This is a genomic window from Luteibacter yeojuensis (assembly GCF_000964085.1).
Classification (GTDB): Bacteria; Pseudomonadota; Gammaproteobacteria; order Xanthomonadales; family Rhodanobacteraceae; genus Luteibacter; species Luteibacter yeojuensis_A.
Genome location: NZ_JZRB01000030.1, coordinates 52,811 through 69,334 on the forward strand (window position 1 = coordinate 52,811; position 16,524 = coordinate 69,334).

A 16,524-nucleotide genomic window follows, 5' to 3' on the forward strand; every position below is an offset into this window, starting at 1 on the left:
TGTAAGCCAACCACCCCGTGGGAGCGCGCTTGCGCGCGATGCTTCCAGCAGGTCAGCCCCCCAACACACCCAGGATGGCGTCGTCAGCCACGCCCGGCACGATCTCCGCGCGCCCCACGCCACGCCACAGGATGAGGCGCATGGTGCCGGCCGTGTTCTTCTTGTCCAGGCGCATCAGCTCAAGGATGCGGCTGGCGGGGTGGGCGCGCGACGGTTGCGTCGGCAGGCCCAGGCGCCGCAGCAGCGCGAGCAGGCGTTCGGTATCGGCGGCGGGCGCCATGCCCAGCTGCGCGGAGAGGCGGGCGGCCAGCACCATGCCGATGGCGACGCCTTCGCCGTGCAGCAGTTCGCTGTACCCGCCCGCGGTTTCCAGCGCGTGGCCGAACGTGTGGCCGAGGTTGAGCAGAGCGCGCTCGCCCTGTTCGGTTTCGTCGCGGGCCACCACGCCGGCCTTGTACGCGCACTTGCGCGCGATGGCCTCGACGAGCACGCCGGGCTCGCGCGCGGCAAGGGCGTCGGCGTTCGCCTCCAGCCACGCGAAAAAGGGTTCGTCGCCGATGGCCGCGCCCTTGACGATCTCGGCCACGCCGGCGAGGAACTCGCGCTGTGGCAGGGTGCGCAGGACGTCGATGTCGGCCACCACCGCGCGGGGCTGGTGGAACGCGCCGACGAGGTTCTTGCCCGCGGGCAGGTTCACACCGGTCTTGCCGCCCACCGAGGAATCGACCATGGACAGCAACGTGGTCGGCACCTGGATGAAATCGATGCCGCGCATCCAGCACGCGGCGGAGAACCCGGCAAGGTCGCCGACGACGCCACCGCCGAGCGCGATGACGCAGGCATCGCGGGTGGCGCCCATGGCGGCGAGTGCCTCGAGCACCTTGCCCACGTTGGCGAAGGTCTTGTGCGTTTCGCCGTCGTCGATGAGGTGCGTGGACCACGCGAGCCCTTCGAGGCCTTGCTCCAGCGCACCGAGGTAAAGCGGTGCCACCGTGGTGTTGCTCACCACCAGCACGTGGCGCCCGCGGATGCGCGCACGCCAGCGAGCGCTGTCGCCGATGAGGCCGGGGCCGATCCATACGGGGTACTCGCGGCCAGCGAGTTCGACGTCGACGGTCTGCATCAGGCGCGCCTCCAGTGGCGGTCGAGGAGTTCGATGGCACGCGGCGCGGCGTGCGCCACGTCTTCGTGGCGGCCGCGGAAGATGAGGTCGGCCACTTCTTCGTACACGTGGTTGCGTGCGCCGGCGAGGGCCTCGAGGCGGCTGCGGCGGTCGTCGCCCGCGATCATCGGGCGCGCCGTATCGTGCGCCAGGCGGTCGAGTTGTTCGTCCACGCCCACCGACAGCATGAGCACCGTGCCGCGCGTCATCAGCGTTTCGCGGTTGGCGGCGGCCATGACGGCCCCGGCGCCCGTGGCGAGCACGATGCCCTGGTGCAGGCTAAACTCGTCGAGGTGCGCGCTCTCGCGCGCGCGGAACGTGGCTTCGCCCTGCGTCTGGAACATGTGGGTGATCGTGCAGCCGTAGCGCTTTTCGATCTCCACGTCCAGGTCGATGAAGGGCAGGCCGTAATGCGCCGCGAGGCGCTGGCCGATCGTGGTCTTGCCGGCGCCCGTGGGGCCGACCAGGAACAGGTTGGGCGAAGGATTCATCGCTGCCATGCTAGCAACAAGCCCATCGCCCGTGCATGCCGCCGTGCTCATCGCGGGCGCGGGCGATGTCGGCCTGCGCGCCGCGCAACGTTTTGTCGCGCGCGGCCACCCGGTGTTCGCGCTGCGCCGGCACCCACCGGGCGCGCCGCCGCCTGGCGTGGCGTGGGTGCGGGGCGACCTGACCGAGCCAGCCACCCTTGCGGGGCTGCCCGCCGCGGGCATCGTGGTGTTCGCCCCCACGCCCGGGGCGCGCGAGGCGGCGGCCTACCGCGGCGTGTTCGTGGATGGCCTGCGCCACTTGCTCGCGGCGTTACCCGCGGTGCCGGCACGGCTCGTCTTCGCCTCGTCGTCCGCGGTATACGGTGAGCACGCGGGCGCATGGGTCGACGAGGCCACGCCCACCGATCCGCCCGGCTTCAACGGCCGCGTGCTGCTCGAGGCGGAAGCCATCGTCGCCGGCCTCGCGGGTGGCGTGACCGTGCGCCTCGCCGGCCTCTACGGGCCAGGCCGCACGCAGTTGCTCGATCGCCTCCGCGAGGGCAAGGCAGCGGTGCCACACGGGCAGGGCGTTTACGCCAACCGCATCCATGTCGACGATGCCGCCGCGGCACTCACGCACGCGGCCCTGCTCGAAAGGCCAGCCCCGTTGTACCTCGGCGTGGATGACACGCCGCTGCCGATCGACGCGCTGTATGGCGAGCTGGCACGGCGGGTGGGCGGCCCCGTGCCACCCGAGGGGCCTGCCCCCGCGGGCGTGGGCAACAAGCGCCTGAGCAACGCGCGCTTGCGTGCCAGCGGGTTCACGTGCGAGTGGCCCGATGCGCGCAAAGGCTACGCCGCGCTGCTCGCGTAGGAGCCCACGCCGTGGGCGACAGCTTTTCGCGGCAAGGCAACAGGCCTTGCTGCGGGTCGCGAACAGCTGTCGCCCACGCCGTGGGCTCCTACACCGGCAACTGGGGGGTTCGGTGTTCGTCGAGGGGGATGAGCAGGTCGGCCCTGGCCGGCAGCGTGGCCAGCGCGTGGCGGCTCAGCCGCTCGTAGTGCTGCAGGAAGCGCGCGAGCGCGGGGGCGTCCATGGCCCGGGGTTCGCCGCGAGCGCGTAGGGGTTGTTCGGCCTGGTCGCGCCAGCGCGCCACCACCTCCCACGAAGGGGCTTCAAGCACCACCAGCGCATCAAGCTGGCGCCACAGCGGCTGGTAGCCCGCGAGCTGTTCGTTGACATAGCGGCGCCACGTGCCGTCGGCGTCCTCCTCGCGTTCGAGCGTGTTGACCGGTTCCGCCAGCGCCGCCTCGTCCTGTGGCGCCAGGCCCAGGCACCAGCCTTCGAGCACCACCAGCGCCGGCACCTCGGGCTCGGTGGGCCACAAGGCCGGTTCGTAGCGGTCGTCCTGGCCCTTGTTGAAGCGGGGGATGGGCACGGGCCGCGCGGGCGACGCCTTCGCCAGCGCATCGAGCGTGCTGGCCAGCAGCGCTAGATCGTGCGTGCCCGGCACGCCGCGCGTGCGCAGCAGCGGGTGGACCGTGGCGCTGAGTGCCACGCGCTCGGCATGGGTGAGGTAGGCGTCGTCGAGCGACAGGGCCACGGCGCCCAGGCCCTGCGCGGCGGCCGCGGCGACCAGCCCGGTGGCCAGTGTGCTTTTCCCACTGCCCTGCAGGCCGGAAACACCGAGCACGAACGGCCCGGGCGCCCGCGCGATGGCCGCGGCGAAACGCCCGAGGACCCCCTCGGCGAGCGTGCTAGCATCGTTGGCTTCCATGGTGAACGAGCTTACCCCACCATCATGCTGACCCCAGAGATCCTCGATACCTTCCGCGGCCTGCTCGACGAGGCAAAGGCCAGCGGCGACCGCGAGCCCACGGCCATGAACCTCGCCACGGTGGACGGCACCGGCCGCGTGCATTCGCGCATCGTGCTGCTCAAGGCGGTGGACGAGCACGGCCTGCAGTTCTTCACCAACTACGAGAGCGACAAGGCCGCCCAGATCGGCGCGCACGACCAGGTGGCGCTGTGCTTCCACTGGAAGGCCATCCGCGAGGGCATCCAGGTGCGCTTCGAGGGCCGCGCCACGAAAACCTCGGCCGAGGTCTCCGACGCGTATTTCGCCAGCCGCCCGCGCGGCAGCCAGATCGGTGCGTGGGCGTCGAAGCAGAGCCGGGAGCTGCCCGACCGGCAGACGTTCGACGAGCGCGTGGCGCACTACGAGAAGGAGTTCGAAGGCCGTGACGTGCCGCGCCCACCGCACTGGGGCGGGTTCCTCGTCGTGCCCGATCGCATCGAGTTCTGGTACGGCGCCACGTTCCGCCTGCACGAACGCATCGTGCACACCGACCACGGTACAAGCTGGAGCAGCCAACTGCTCTATCCGTGAGGACGCCATGAGCCGTGCCCAGCCCGTGCAGCACATCGCCCAGTCCACCTTCACCATCCATACGCGGGGCCGCTCGCTCAGTGAGGTGACCTCGCGCATCGCGGATGCCGTGGCGGCCAGTGGCGTCGGCACGGGCCTGGCCAACGTGTTCGTGCAGCACACCAGCGCGTCGCTGCTCATCGGCGAGAATGCCGACCCGACGGTGGTGGCCGACATGGAACGGTTCTTCGCCCGCCTGGTGCCCGATGGCGACCCGCTGTTCCGCCACCAGGACGAGGGCCCGGACGACATGCCGGCGCACGTGCGCTCGGTGCTCACCGGTGTGTCGCTATCGCTGCCCGTGCATAACGGCCGGCCGCTGCTGGGGACGTGGCAGGGGGTGTTCCTCTACGAACACCGGCACGAGGCGCACCAGCGCAAGGTCACCGTGACGGTGACGGGCCACTGAGGGAAGGAACCCGCCCGCCGCGGAGGCCACCGGGGGTGGTGGTGGGCCAATGTTTTCCATAAACGCGGCGGGCGGGGGTTAACTCACCCACGCCGATGGTCGCGCGATGGCCATGGCCGCGCATCCGTACATCTACGGCTTTTTTCCGGCTAGAACAGCAGGCCGAGATCCTCGGCGCGACGCACCAGCTCGAGCGTGCTGTGCACGTCCAGGATCTGCATGATGGTGTACTTGTGCGCCTCCACCGTGCGCACCGACAGGCCCAGCCGCTCCGCGATCTGTTTCGAGCGCAGGCCGCCCGCCACGAGGCGCAGCACCTCCAGCTGCTTGGGGGTGAGCTCCTGCATGCCAAGCGCATGGGCCTGCAGGGCGGGGTTGCCGAGCGAGGGGGTGATGTATGTGGCCCCGCCCAGTACCTGGCGCAGCGCGCTGAGCAGCTCCTCGCCAGCGGCCTCCTTCAGTACATAGCCATTGGCGCCGGCCCGCATCGCCGTGGCGGCGAGGGCCGGCTCGGCGTGCATGGTGAGGAACACGAACGGCGTGCGGTCGCCTTCGGCGCGCAGTGCCTTCAGCACGTCCAGGCCGTTGCCGCCCGGCATGTTGACGTCGGACAACACCAGGTCGGGTTTTTCGCGGCGTACCAGCTGCAGCAGGCCGGGGCCGTCCTGGGCGATGCCCACCAAGTCCGCAGTGCCGGCCAGCAGGCGTTCGATGCCCTCGGCCACCATGCGATGGTCGTCGGCGTACACGACGCGGGGCAGCGGTTCGTTGGTCACGGCGGGTCCAGCGGCAGGTGCATCCAGAGGTCGACGCCCTTGCCGGGCGCACTGCGTAGTTCGAAACGGCCACCGAGCAGCTTGGCGCGCTCGTTCATGCTGATCAAGCCGAGGCCGGGGCGTGCGTGCGCCCCGTGGACGGGATCGAAGCCCCGGCCGTTGTCGAAGATCCACAGCGACGCGCCATCGCTGTCGAGCGACGCCTTTACGGTAAGCCGCGTCGCGGCGGCGTGGCGGAGCGTGTTGGCGATGGCCTCCTGCGTCACGCGGTAAAAACACAGCGCCATGTCGTTGGGCAGTCGGTCGACGCCGCGATCGGCGATGAGCACGATCTCCAGGTTGCCGTGGCGCCGCGGCGCATGGCAGAGGGCCTCGAGCGCCTCGACCAGGCCGGCATGCTCGATGACGCTGGGGTGCAACTGGCGCGAGAGCTGGCGGACATCCTCCGACACCGTGACCAGCACGTCGCGCAGCTGGCTCACCTCGCCCTGCAGGGCCGGCTCGAGCTGCCGCTTCAGGGCGGAGAGGCCGATGGACGACGCGGCCAGGCGCTGGTTGATGTCGTCGTGCAGGTCGCGGGCCAGCCGCGCGCGCTCCTGCTCCTGGGTGGCGATGAGCCGACCGGCCAGTTCGCGCAGATCCTCGTGCGCGTGGCCGAGCGCGCGGCGGCTGGCGTAGCGCTGTTCGACCACCACCGACAGGATGAGCGCGCACAGTGCGGCCAGCAGGCTCCACAACTGCACGGCCAGCGTGCTGTTCGGCGGGGTATCGGCGATGAAGGGGCCGTGCCCATGCACGCTGAGGTGCGCGGCCAGCAGCGCGATGATGAAGATGACGAGCGAACTGCCGGTCATCTGCGCGCGGACGATGGCGAAGATGACCACGGGGGCCGGGGCAAGGCACATCACCGGCACGAGCCCGGCCCAGTTGCCGAGGAAGAACCACAACGCGCCGAGCGCTGCGAGGCAGGCCGCCATGAAGGCGACATAGGCCAGCGATACCGGGCCCGAATGGCGCACGGCGGCATCGGGGTTGCGCAGGCTGATCCACACGGGCAGGTAGAGCGCATACCCCAACGCGTGTGCCATGCCGATGTTGGGCCAGTCGCTGAGCACCGTGCCACGGAACACCGTAAAGCGGCTGGCGTATTCGACAAGCGCGGCGCCGAGCGCCGGCAAGGCGGCGACGGTGACGATGGCCAGCGTGGCCAGCCGCCCGTAATCGTCCAGGTTGGGCAGGGCGCCGGGCACGTGCCGCAGCACCCACGCGGCCACCGGCACGAGCAGCAGGGCCGCGGCGATGACCAGCATGGTATCGACGAGGGGCAGGCCGAAGGCCACGCCCGTGGTGACCAGGCCCGTGAAGGCGCTCGCGACCAGCATGGCCCAGCGCCGCCATGCGTTGGCGAGCAGGGCGCCGAGCAGCACGGCGCCGGGGAACCACACGATGTGCGTGCCGTACTGGTGGTTCCACAGGGCGGCCGATAGCACCTGCGCGATGCAGACGCCCGCGAACACGCCGCCACACCACACGGTGAGGCTCCGTGTCGAGTACGCCGGGATGTCCGCCACCGTTCCTCCCGCGACGCTTCGAGCGCGCTTGCCACGACGGCTTGCAGGGCCGGGGATGGCCCCCTCGGCGTCCCGCGACACTATACGTTGCGCCGCGATACCGCCTTCGCCTGAAAGCGTGATGCCTATCACAGTTTCACAAAAGTGAAACCGTGTATTGCCGTTTCGGCGTGGCGATAGCTTGACCGTCGACGATCCTGCCCGGCTTCGCGTCAGAAGGCGGTGATCACCACTGGTTGTCGTCGGAGCCGCCGCTATCGCCGCTATCCCACGAGCTATCGTCGTTGCCCATGTCGATCGGGTCGTCGCGCAGGTCGTCGTAGGCGCTGGTCGAGGTGTCCTCGCGCGGCGCATCCACCCCGAAGGCACCCGGGTCGCGCAATGTCTCACCCGTTCCGCGGTTCTCGTGCGAGCGCAGCGCCTCGTCGAGCAGGGCGCCGGCCGCGAGGCCGCCGAGGCCCGCGGCGATGGTCGAGCCCATGCCCGAAGAGGGTGGCGGGGCGTAGCCGGGGTAACCCGGGCCGCCGTTGTAAGGGCCACCGGGCGGGGGCGGCGGCATCTGCCCGTAGCCCTGGCCCTGGTACGGGTTCGTGGTACGGCGGCGGCGCGACCACAGGAAGGCCACCACCACGATGATCAGCCCGACGAAGACGATGGTGCCGAGGCCGATGCCGCCGCCGCCGCGTTCACGCTCGGCAGGCCGGGGCTCGCTATAGCGCACGGGTGGCGCGGCGGCCGTGCGGTTGGCCGTCGCGGGGGCGAGCGCCTGGCCAAGCTTCTGTCGGAAGGCCTCGAACTTCGCCGGGTCGGTGAAGTGCGTGGCCGGGTCGAGCGTCGCGGCCTTGTCGGCCTCCGCCTTCGCCTCGCCGATGTTGCCCTCGTGCGCCAGCACCTCGGCCAGGATGTAGTGCGCCTTGGCGCTCTGCGGGTGGTCGCTGATGGCCTGGCGCAGCGCGGCTTCGGCAGCCGGGTAGTCGCCGCGCGCGATCATCGCCTGGACATCCTTCGGCGATTCGGCGGCCGCCGCCACCGACGTGGCGACGAGCAGGGCAAGGGTGAGCAGCAGCTTGGGCATGGGTCGTTTCCGTTCGCGGGCGGTGGGGACCGCCCTGGCACCCCCACTCTGGGGCGGCCGCGCCGCGCGTTCAAGGGACAGGTGTCATGCGTGCGGGAGGCAGGAAATTACGATTTTGACGGCGTTAACGCAGCGCCCAGCCGTGGATGATGCGGCGCAGTTCGGCGAGGCCATCGGTGAGCGCGGCCGGGCCGGGCTGCAGGATGAGCGGCGACTTCACTTCATGCACTTCGCCGTCGCGGACGGCCGGCACGTTTTCCCAACTGGGCCGCGTCGCCACCTGCTCGGGGCGGAACCGCTTGCCGCACCACGAGCCGATGATGATGTCCGGTGCCGTGGCGATGACCTCGGCCGGATCGGCGATGATGCGGTCCTTCGCCAGCGGCTGGCTGGCGCGGTGGGGCAGGGCCTCGCGACCGCCGGCGATGCCGATGAGCTCCGATACCCAGCGGATGCCCGAGATCAGCGGTTCGTCCCATTCCTCGAAATACACCGTGGGGTGGCGTGGCAGGCGTGAGGAGGCTTCGCGCACCTCGTCGAGGCCGCGCGCGAGCGTATCGGCCAGCGCATCGGCCTTCGCCGCCACGCCCACCAGCGCGCCCAGGCGGCGGATGTACGCGAGGATCTCATCCACGCCGCGGTGGTTGGCTATCCACACCTCCACGCCGGCCTTGATGAGGGCCTGCGCGATATCGGCCTGGATATCGGAGAACCCGATGGCGATATCGGGCTTGAGCTCGAGGATGCGATCGACCTTGGCGCTGGTGAAGGCGCTGACCTTGGGCTTCTCCTTGCGCGCGGCGGGCGGCCGGACGGTGAACCCGCTGATGCCGACGATGCGTGCCTGCTCGCCGAGCAGGTAAAGCGTTTCGGTGGGTTCTTCGGTGAGGCAAACGATGCGGCGGGGGCCCATCAGGCGTCCTGGACGGCTTCAAACCCCGATTGTCGCCGCTCAGGGCATTTCGATCCAACGCCCGTGGCGGCGTACTTCCAGCGGATGGAAGCGGCGCTTGTAGTCCATCTTGGGGTGCCCGGCGATCCAGAACCCCAGGTACACGTAGGGGATGCCGCGGCGGTCGGCCAGCGCCACTTGCTGCAGGATGCCCCACGTCCCGAGGCTGCGGGCACCCTCGTCGGGGTCGAAAAACGTATAGACGGCTGAAACGCCGGCCAGCGCCACGTCGGTGACGGCCACCCCAAGCAGGCGGCCCTCCTTGCGGAACTCGAGGAACAGGGTGGGGCTCCACGGCGCGGCGAGGAATCGCTGGAAATCGTCCGCGTCCGCCGCGTCCATGCCGCCGCCGCTGTGGCGGGCCTGGAGGTAGCGCCCATACAGCGCGTGGCGCTCGTGCGTGAAGCCGGGCGCCGCCTCGGCGACGGTGAGGTCGGCGTTGCGTGCCATGCAACGGCGCTGGCTGCGGTCGGGCGCGAAGCGTTCGACGTCGATGCGGCAGGGCACGCAGGCCTGGCAGGCCGCGCACTGCGGCAGGTAGAGGTGGCCGCCGGCGCGGCGGAAGCCCTTGGCCAGGGCCGGGCCGTAGAGCTTGTCGAGGTTGGGCGCGCCCGGGTCGACCACGAGGTTCTGCGCCGTCCGCTCGGCGAAATAGCCGCACGTGTGCGGCAAGGTCTGGAACAGGCGGACGCGGTCGGTCATGGCCCCATGTTATAGCCCGGTTGCCGTCCCCGTGGCGTTAGCCGCCAGGGGGCAGGTCGAGCGAGGCGCGCAGCTGCTCCAGCTGCTGCTGGTAGTGCTTGCGCTCCATCATCTCGATCAGCACGCGCAGCCCGCGGGCGGAATCCAGGTGCTGGCGCGACCATGGCCGCGACCGGCCACGCACCGTCTCCTGCCACGCGGCGAAACTCTGCCGCGGCGACAGGCGCGCACCGGGGATGTTCTCGAGCTTGGCCAGTGCCGGGTTACCGGCCCAGCGCACGTTGCGCACCTGCTCCGCGCGCGTCCACACCACGGCGTTGTGCGCATCGGCCTGCAGTGGCATGAAGATGACACCGGCGGCCAGCATGGTGATCGCGGGGTCGCCCAACGCCTCGAACGAACGGGCGATTTCGTCGGTGTGCTCCACGCCGGCGATGCCATCGGCCGACGCCTTGTTCTCGTGCGCGGCGACGACATCGCGGATACGCAGTAGCGCCTCCGCCTCGGGCAGGTTGCCGTGGCGCATGACGCGGTCGCCCGAGAACACCGCCACGCCGTCGGCATCGACCACCTCGAGCAGCTCGGGCGCCAGCGAGGCGAGCAGGTCGGCATCGATGCGCTCGCTCTCGTTGAACGCGGTGATGAGTTTCTCGCGCACCGTGAGCAGCGTGGATTCCACCTCGATCTTGGCCAGCTCCTCGATGGCCGAGACGCGCGACGCGAACGCGCGCGCCATGGCGTCGGTGACTTCGCGCATCTGGTGGTCGGCGAAGAACGGGCTGTAGTGGTGGCAGGCGATGAGGCCCCACAGGCGGCCGCTGGTGACGATGGAGGCGACGAGCGTGCCGGTGACGCCCATGTAGCCCAGGTATTCCAGGTGCACGGGCGAGACGCTGCGCAACGAGACATCTGAGAGATCGGTCGATTCGCCGGTCTGCGGATCGAGGCCGGGCAGGATCCGCGCCGGCACGTATTTGCAATCGCTGATCTGGCGGACGCGGTTGCGCAGGTACAGCGCGCGCGCCTGCACGGGGATGTCGGTGGCGGGGTAGTGCAGGCCGAGGTAGGCCTCGAGTTCGTCGGCGCGTGCCTCGGCCACCACCTCACCGTGCCAGTCGTTGTCGAAGCGGTAGACCATGACGCGGTCGTAGCCGAGCAGGTTGCGCACGGCGCGGGCGACGCGCTGCGCGGCGCGCTCCACGGTGACGTCGTTCTCGAGCTTGTGCGTCAGGTCGTAGGCGACGCGGATGGGGTCGTCCTCGAAGTAGGCCTCGCGGGGCTCCACCTCGATCATCCAGCGCGTGTCGTAGGCATGCACGGTGGCATGCCACGTGCCGCCCCGCTGGCCGAGCGGGAACGACACCGGGCCCCACGGGCTGTGCGCAGGCCGCTCGTCGTCGTCGAACAGCACCGCCGGCAGCGTGATCACCTGGTTCAACGGTGCGCCGAGCAGCGTGTCGAGGTCGAGGCCGAGCAGGTCGACGGCGTTCTCGCTCACCTGCAGCACCTGTTTCGTCGCGGCGTCGGCCACGATGAGCACGCCGTGCGGTTGCACGGAGCCAGGGATATGGATGGGTTCGCGGTCGCAGGCGGTAAGGTCGGGCAGGTCAGACATGGTGGCCGGGATCCTCGAGCGTCCTTTGGTAGCGCGCGAACATGCGTTGCGCGCCGGCGATGGCGGGGTGTTGCGTGGCGGGGCCCGGTAGCGCGGCATCGAGCGCCTGCTGGAAATGCCGCCACTGGCCCGTTGCGCGCTCGCCCATGGCGTAAAACGCGTGCGGCAACGCGGGGAAACGTTCGCGCAGATAGCGCACGATGACCTGGCCACCAAGCGTGGAGCCTTCGATGACGTAGAGCTCGCCCCAGAAGGTCGGGTCGACAGAGCGGGCTGCCTCATGCCCTTGTAGGAGCGCGCTCGCGCGCGACATCTTTTCGCGAGGCGCAACAGGGCCCGTGGCGTTTTCGCCAACGGCTTCGCGCACGGGGTGCGCTCCTACAGAGAGATCTGCCGCCAGGCTGGGTATGCGGGATGCGTACGTCCACGCGCCGGCCACCGCGGCGATCTCGCCCGCCCGCTCGGCTTCCCACGCGCGGAACAGCCGCAGCTGCGCCGCCAGCAGCCCGCGGTAGCCGGCCTCGTCCAGGGCGCCGCCAAGGAGCGCCCGCATGCCCGCCGAGGCCTCGGCGGCATCGTGCGCGGCGCGGGTTTGCTCGCGGAGCAGGCGGTGGGCGGGGAGGACGTCGGCGGCCCCGTCCATTCAGAGGACCTGGGTGGCCTTCAGCACCACCACCAGCATGACGCCGGCGACGATGGCCAGGGCCATGAGGCGGAACCGCGCCGCCGTGCGTTGCTGGGGCGGGTGGAAGCTAGGCGCGCGGTGCACGCGCAGTTCTTCCTGGAAACGCACCACCGGCTCGATGCCGATGCCCTTCAGCAGCTCGCGGGCCTTCGTGAAGTCGTCGGCATGCTTCACCCACACCTGCGGCCACGCCGAGCGGTCGGTGTTGCGCTCGGAATAGCTGAAACGCTGGTAGGTGGGGCGGTTGAAGCTGGTCCGGTTGGTGACCGTGGTCTCGATGCCGTGCTCGCCCAGCAGCGCGACGACGCGGTCGATGTTGTCCTGGCGGGGGGTGGTATAGATCTGGCGCATGGCCCGATTCTACGGCATCCGCCCCGCCAGCGACGGGGCTCAGCGCAGGGCCGCCTTCACGTCCTCCAGGTGCCCATCGTTCGGCAACGGCGCGAGGCCGAGCAGGTGGGCCAGCAGCGGATAGACGTCCACGTTCTGGAACGGGGGCAGCAACGCGCCGCGGGCGAAGGCAGGGCCGTGGGCCACGAACAGCGCGCGCATGCTCGGGTCGAGGTTGTCGTAGCCATGCTCGCCGCGCGACATCGGATCCTTTCGCTTTGCGAGGTCCGCGTGGCTGATGATCGACCAGCCGATGTCGGCCATGCACAGGAACGGCGGCACGCGCGGGTTCTTGCCGTAATCCAGGCGTGCCGGCAGGGCCTCCTTGCGGTAGCAGTGCATGTGCGCATGGGGGCCGAGCAGGCGGGCGATGGCCTGCGTGGCGTCGCGGCCCTCGCGCGGCGCGAAGCTGGCCATGACGCCGTACGACACGGTGTCGAGGTCGTCGAGATTCGTCTCGTCGTCGGAGAAGACGATGTTGCCCTTGGGCACGTCGGCCATGCCGTGGTCGGAGACCACCACGAGGTTGGTGCCCTCGTACATGCCCCGCTGGCGGAGTTGGGCCACGAGGTAGCCCAGCGCATCATCGACCTCGCGCAGCGCGGCATCCACTTCCGGTGAATCGGGGCCATAGCTGTGCCCGGCATGGTCCACCGCATCGAAGTACAGCGTTTCGAACGCGGGCTTCGGGCCGGGCTCGTCGATCCACGACATCAGCTTGTCGACGCGGGCGCGCGACGAGAGCGAATCATCAAACGGTATCCAGTGGTCGGGGCGCACGCCGTGGATCGCCGCCTCGGTGCCGGGCCAGAACATGGTGGCCGTGCGCAGCCCGTGCTTTTGCGCCGTGACCCAGATGGGCTCGGCTTCGGCCCACCAGCGGCCATCGGCCGTGGCCGCACGGTTGCCGAGGCTGAACTTGCCCAATGCCGGGTCGCGCATCGTGTTGTTGACGATGCCGTTGCGGTCGGGGACGCGGCCCGTCACCAGGGTGTAGTGGTTGGGGAACGTCAGCGACGGGAACGAAGGCAGCATGTAGGCCGCACGCGCGCCGTCATCCGCGAGCGCTTGCAGGTTGGGGGTGATGTGGCGGTCGAGGTAATCGGCGCGGAAGGCGTCGATGGAAACCAGCAGGACAGGGTGGGCGGGGGGCTTCACGGGCACGGCGGGGCGCGTCGCGCAGCCCGCCAGCGCCACCAGGCACAGCACCGTGAAGAGATGCTGGAGGCGGGGCAACATGGCATTCATGGGGTTAAGCGTAGGCTCGGATCGAAAGACAATCCCGACATGATGGACGAGTCAGATGACCAAAGCATCACGCAAGTTCATGCTCTTCCTCCTCGCGGCCCTGCCCGCCGCCGCCATGGCGCAGACCCAGCCGTCCCGGCCCGCGGCCGCCACGCCGCCGCCCAAGCCCAAGGTCTATACGCCCGTGCCCAACGCCAGCCAGCAGTGGCAGCGCCAGGCCGACCAGCAGCGGCTGATCAACCGGCAGAACCAGAACGCGGTGCAGGAGCAGAACCGCCAGAACACCATGAACCAGCAACGCAACGCCGCCACCGACCCCAACCTGCAGAACCAGCTGGATAACGCCGACCGGGCGCAACAACAGCAGTACCGCGCGCGCCAGGACGCAGCCGCACAGCGCTACCAGGACCAGCAGAACCAGCAGAACGCCCGCCCTGCGACGGGCTCAACCCGCTAATCGCTTTTCTGTGGCAGGGTTCTCCCACATGACCCGGGCGGGTTTCTGTTGCGATGCACATGGCCCAGCCTTGGGTGCGCGGCCCATAATCGGGGATTCGCTTCCACACCCCCATGGAGCCCCCGATGACGGCCTTCACGCGCATCGACACCACCCGCACCGTCCGCGCCCCGCGTGGTACCGACCTCACCTGCAAGAGCTGGCTCACCGAGGCCCCGTTCCGCATGCTGCAGAACAACCTCGACCCCGAGGTGGCCGAGAACCCGGCCGAGCTCGTGGTGTACGGCGGCATCGGCCGCGCTGCACGTAACTGGGAAGCCTTCGACGCCATCCTGCGCAGCCTGCGCGAGCTCAACGACGACGAAACCCTGCTGGTGCAGTCGGGCAAGCCGGTGGGTGTGTTCCCGTCGCACCCCGACGCCCCGCGCGTGCTCATCGCCAACTCCAACCTGGTGCCCGCGTGGGCCAACTGGGAGCACTTCAACGAACTCGACCGCAAGGGCCTCATGATGTACGGCCAGATGACGGCCGGTTCGTGGATCTACATCGGGTCGCAGGGCATCGTGCAGGGCACGTACGAAACCTTCGTCGAGATGGGCCGCCAGCACTACGGTGGCAAGCTTGCCGGCCGCTGGGTGCTCACCGCCGGCCTGGGCGGCATGGGTGGCGCGCAGCCGCTCGCGGCCAGCCTGGCGGGCGCTTCGTCGCTCACCATCGAGTGCCAGCAGAGCCGCATCGATTTCCGCCTGAAAACCCGTTACGTGGATGAGCAGGCCACCGACCTCGACGACGCGCTGGCGCGCATGGCGCGCTACGCGAAGGAAGGCCGGGCCGTCTCGGTCGCCCTGCTGGGCAATGCGGCCGACGTACTGCCGGAGCTGGTGCGCCGCGGCGTGCGCCCCGATGCCGTCACCGACCAGACCAGCGCCCACGACCCGGTGAACGGTTACCTGCCGTCGGGCTGGTCGGTGGAGGAATGGTTCGAGCGCCGCAAGAGCGACCCGGCCGGCACCGCCAAGGCCGCCAAGGCCTCCATGCGCCGCCATGTCGAAGCCATGCTGGCGTTCCATGCGCAGGGCGTGCCCACCTTCGACTACGGCAACAACATCCGCCAGGTGGCGAAGGACGAGGGCCTCGCCGAGGCGTTCGCGTTCCCGGGCTTCGTGCCGGCGTTCGTCCGCCCGCTGTTCTGTCGCGGCGTGGGCCCGTTCCGCTGGGTGGCGCTCTCGGGCGACCCGGAGGACATCTACAAAACCGATGCCAAGGTGAAGGAACTCATCCCCGACGACCCGCACCTGCACCGCTGGCTCGACATGGCCCGCGAGCGCATCAGCTTCCAGGGCCTGCCGGCCCGCATCTGCTGGGTGGGCCTCGGCCAGCGCCACCGCCTGGGCCTCGCGTTCAACGAGATGGTCCGCAACGGCGAGCTGAAAGCCCCGGTGGTCATCGGCCGCGACCACCTCGATTCCGGCTCGGTGGCCAGCCCCAACCGCGAGACCGAGGCGATGCGTGATGGCAGCGACGCCGTGAGCGACTGGCCGCTGCTCAACGCCATGCTCAACGTCGCAGGCGGCGCCACCTGGGTGAGCCTGCACCACGGCGGCGGCGTGGGCATGGGTTACAGCCAGCACAGCGGCGTGGTCATCGTCTGCGACGGCAGCGAGGCGGCCGACAAGCGCATCGCGCGGGTGCTGTGGAACGACCCCGGCACGGGCGTCATGCGCCACGCCGACGCCGGCTACGACGAGGCCATCGCCTGCGCGAAGGAGCAGGGCCTCAACCTGCCCATGGCCTGAAAGCCCAACCTGTGGGAGCGCGCTTGCGCGCGATGCTCTTTCGCAAGAGCCATCGCGCGCATGCGCGCTCCCACACCACAGGTTGCGTCCTTTAGCGGCCGTTGGCCCAGCCGGGCGTGTAGATCTCGGGGTAGATGCGCGCCAGGGCCAGCACCTTGGGCCGGTCATTGATGGCGATGTACATGGTGTCGGGGTTGAGCCGCATGTAGTCCTGGTGCTCATCCTCGGCCTGCCAGAAGCCCTTCAGCGGCACCACCTGGGTGACGATGGGGCCGGTGAAGGCATGGGCCGCGGCCAGCTGGGCCACGTAGGCCCTGGCCAGTTTCTCCTGCTCCGGCGTGGCGTAGAACACGGCCGAGCGGTACTGGGTGCCCACGTCGGGGCCCTGGCGGTTGAGCAGGGTGGGGTCCATGGCCACGGAGAAGAACACCTGCAGCAGCTGGCCGTAGGTGACCTGGGCCGGGTCGTACACCACCCGCACGGATTCGGCATGGCCGGTATCGCCCTCGCTCACGTCGTCGTAGTTGGCGTGGGCTGCGTCCCCGCCCGCATAGCCAGCGCGGACGCTCTTCACGCCCTTTACATGCTGGAAGACGCCCTCTACACCCCAGAAGCAGCCCCCCGCGAACACCGCCGTGGCCTCGCCCGGTGCCCGGGCGGCATCCATGGCGGGGGCGGGCAGTTTCACCCCGTCGCCGCGGGCCGAGGCGGCCGAGCAGGCGGTGAGGGCGGCGAGCAGCAATACGGACAAGACAGGGCGGCGCATGGCGGGTTCTCCGTCGGGGGA

The 16,524-nt window shown here is 70.0% G+C and carries 18 protein-coding genes; 5 read left to right on the forward strand and 13 right to left on the reverse strand.

The features are described 5' to 3' along the window. Window positions 1-52: 52 nt before the first annotated feature. Window positions 53-1,123 (reverse strand): 3-dehydroquinate synthase, encoded by a 1,071-nt coding sequence (gene aroB, locus VI08_RS14230; RefSeq protein WP_045830264.1) that lies wholly within the window; start codon window positions 1,121-1,123, stop codon window positions 53-55. Further along, window positions 1,123-1,653: a shikimate kinase gene (locus VI08_RS14235; RefSeq protein ID WP_045830265.1), complete on the reverse strand. Its 531-nt coding sequence runs from the start codon at window positions 1,651-1,653 to the stop codon at window positions 1,123-1,125. The genes aroB and VI08_RS14235 overlap by 1 nt, the downstream gene beginning before the upstream one ends. 7 nt (window positions 1,654-1,660) lie before the next feature. Here VI08_RS14235 and VI08_RS14240 point away from each other — a divergent pair, with 7 nt between their 5' ends. Continuing rightward, the gene (locus tag VI08_RS14240; protein ID WP_045830266.1) at window positions 1,661-2,506 is read left to right on the forward strand and encodes an NAD-dependent epimerase/dehydratase family protein; all 846 of its coding nucleotides are present in this window, start codon (window positions 1,661-1,663) and stop codon (window positions 2,504-2,506) included. Window positions 2,507-2,594: 88 nt separating this feature from the next. Here VI08_RS14240 and VI08_RS14245 read toward each other — a convergent pair whose 3' ends face one another. Then, window positions 2,595-3,410, reverse strand: coding sequence for a kinase (locus VI08_RS14245; RefSeq protein WP_045830267.1), 816 nt, complete (start codon window positions 3,408-3,410; stop codon window positions 2,595-2,597). A gap of 24 nt (window positions 3,411-3,434) precedes the next feature. Between VI08_RS14245 and pdxH the strand changes: the two genes are divergently transcribed. Beyond that, on the forward strand, window positions 3,435-4,022 hold the full coding sequence (pdxH, locus tag VI08_RS14250; protein WP_045830268.1) for a pyridoxamine 5'-phosphate oxidase: 588 nt from the start codon (window positions 3,435-3,437) through the stop codon (window positions 4,020-4,022). Window positions 4,023-4,029: 7 nt separating this feature from the next. Beyond that, a complete protein-coding gene (locus tag VI08_RS14255; RefSeq protein ID WP_045830269.1) occupies window positions 4,030-4,470 on the forward strand; it encodes a secondary thiamine-phosphate synthase enzyme YjbQ in 441 nt (146 codons plus the stop codon). Between the two features lie 149 nt (window positions 4,471-4,619). Here VI08_RS14255 and VI08_RS14260 read toward each other — a convergent pair whose 3' ends face one another. From VI08_RS14260 to VI08_RS14300, 9 genes are all read right to left on the reverse strand, one after another. Next, the gene (locus tag VI08_RS14260; RefSeq protein ID WP_232309555.1) at window positions 4,620-5,246 is read right to left on the reverse strand and encodes a response regulator; all 627 of its coding nucleotides are present in this window, start codon (window positions 5,244-5,246) and stop codon (window positions 4,620-4,622) included. Beyond that, the gene (locus VI08_RS20980) at window positions 5,243-6,817 is read right to left on the reverse strand and encodes a sensor histidine kinase (RefSeq protein WP_198148958.1); all 1,575 of its coding nucleotides are present in this window, start codon (window positions 6,815-6,817) and stop codon (window positions 5,243-5,245) included. Before VI08_RS20980 ends, VI08_RS14260 begins: the two co-directional genes overlap by 4 nt. Window positions 6,818-7,043: 226 nt before the next feature. Next, a complete protein-coding gene (locus tag VI08_RS14270; RefSeq protein WP_045830270.1) occupies window positions 7,044-7,892 on the reverse strand; it encodes a tetratricopeptide repeat protein in 849 nt (282 codons plus the stop codon). Window positions 7,893-8,016: 124 nt separating this feature from the next. After that, window positions 8,017-8,805 (reverse strand): ABC transporter substrate-binding protein, encoded by a 789-nt coding sequence (locus VI08_RS14275; protein WP_045830271.1) that lies wholly within the window; start codon window positions 8,803-8,805, stop codon window positions 8,017-8,019. Window positions 8,806-8,844: 39 nt separating this feature from the next. Beyond that, window positions 8,845-9,546 carry an arginyltransferase gene (locus VI08_RS14280; RefSeq protein WP_045830272.1) on the reverse strand — a complete coding sequence of 234 codons (702 nt, stop codon included), beginning with the start codon at window positions 9,544-9,546 and terminating at the stop codon, window positions 8,845-8,847. Between the two features lie 37 nt (window positions 9,547-9,583). Beyond that, complete coding sequence (locus VI08_RS14285) at window positions 9,584-11,161, reverse strand: GAF domain-containing protein (RefSeq protein ID WP_052697971.1); 1,578 nt, start codon at window positions 11,159-11,161, stop codon at window positions 9,584-9,586. After that, the gene (locus VI08_RS14290) at window positions 11,154-11,804 is read right to left on the reverse strand and encodes a biliverdin-producing heme oxygenase (RefSeq protein ID WP_045830273.1); all 651 of its coding nucleotides are present in this window, start codon (window positions 11,802-11,804) and stop codon (window positions 11,154-11,156) included. Before VI08_RS14290 ends, VI08_RS14285 begins: the two co-directional genes overlap by 8 nt. Beyond that, a complete protein-coding gene (locus VI08_RS14295) occupies window positions 11,805-12,197 on the reverse strand; it encodes a DUF2007 domain-containing protein (RefSeq protein WP_045830274.1) in 393 nt (130 codons plus the stop codon). It abuts the gene before it with no gap. Window positions 12,198-12,236: 39 nt separating this feature from the next. Then, entirely contained in the window at window positions 12,237-13,475 is a 1,239-nt protein-coding gene (locus VI08_RS14300; RefSeq protein WP_045830275.1) for an ectonucleotide pyrophosphatase/phosphodiesterase, read from the reverse strand. A gap of 64 nt (window positions 13,476-13,539) precedes the next feature. Here VI08_RS14300 and VI08_RS14305 point away from each other — a divergent pair, with 64 nt between their 5' ends. Both VI08_RS14305 and hutU read left to right on the forward strand, forming a co-directional pair. Continuing rightward, window positions 13,540-13,941: a hypothetical protein gene (locus VI08_RS14305; protein ID WP_045830276.1), complete on the forward strand. Its 402-nt coding sequence runs from the start codon at window positions 13,540-13,542 to the stop codon at window positions 13,939-13,941. A 125-nt stretch (window positions 13,942-14,066) separates the two neighbouring features. Then, window positions 14,067-15,737 (forward strand): urocanate hydratase, encoded by a 1,671-nt coding sequence (hutU, locus tag VI08_RS14310; RefSeq protein ID WP_045830277.1) that lies wholly within the window; start codon window positions 14,067-14,069, stop codon window positions 15,735-15,737. A 91-nt stretch (window positions 15,738-15,828) separates the two neighbouring features. Here the strand turns inward: hutU and msrA are convergent, their stop codons facing one another. Further along, window positions 15,829-16,503, reverse strand: coding sequence for a peptide-methionine (S)-S-oxide reductase MsrA (gene msrA, locus VI08_RS14315; protein ID WP_045830278.1), 675 nt, complete (start codon window positions 16,501-16,503; stop codon window positions 15,829-15,831). Window positions 16,504-16,524: the final 21 nt, after the last annotated feature.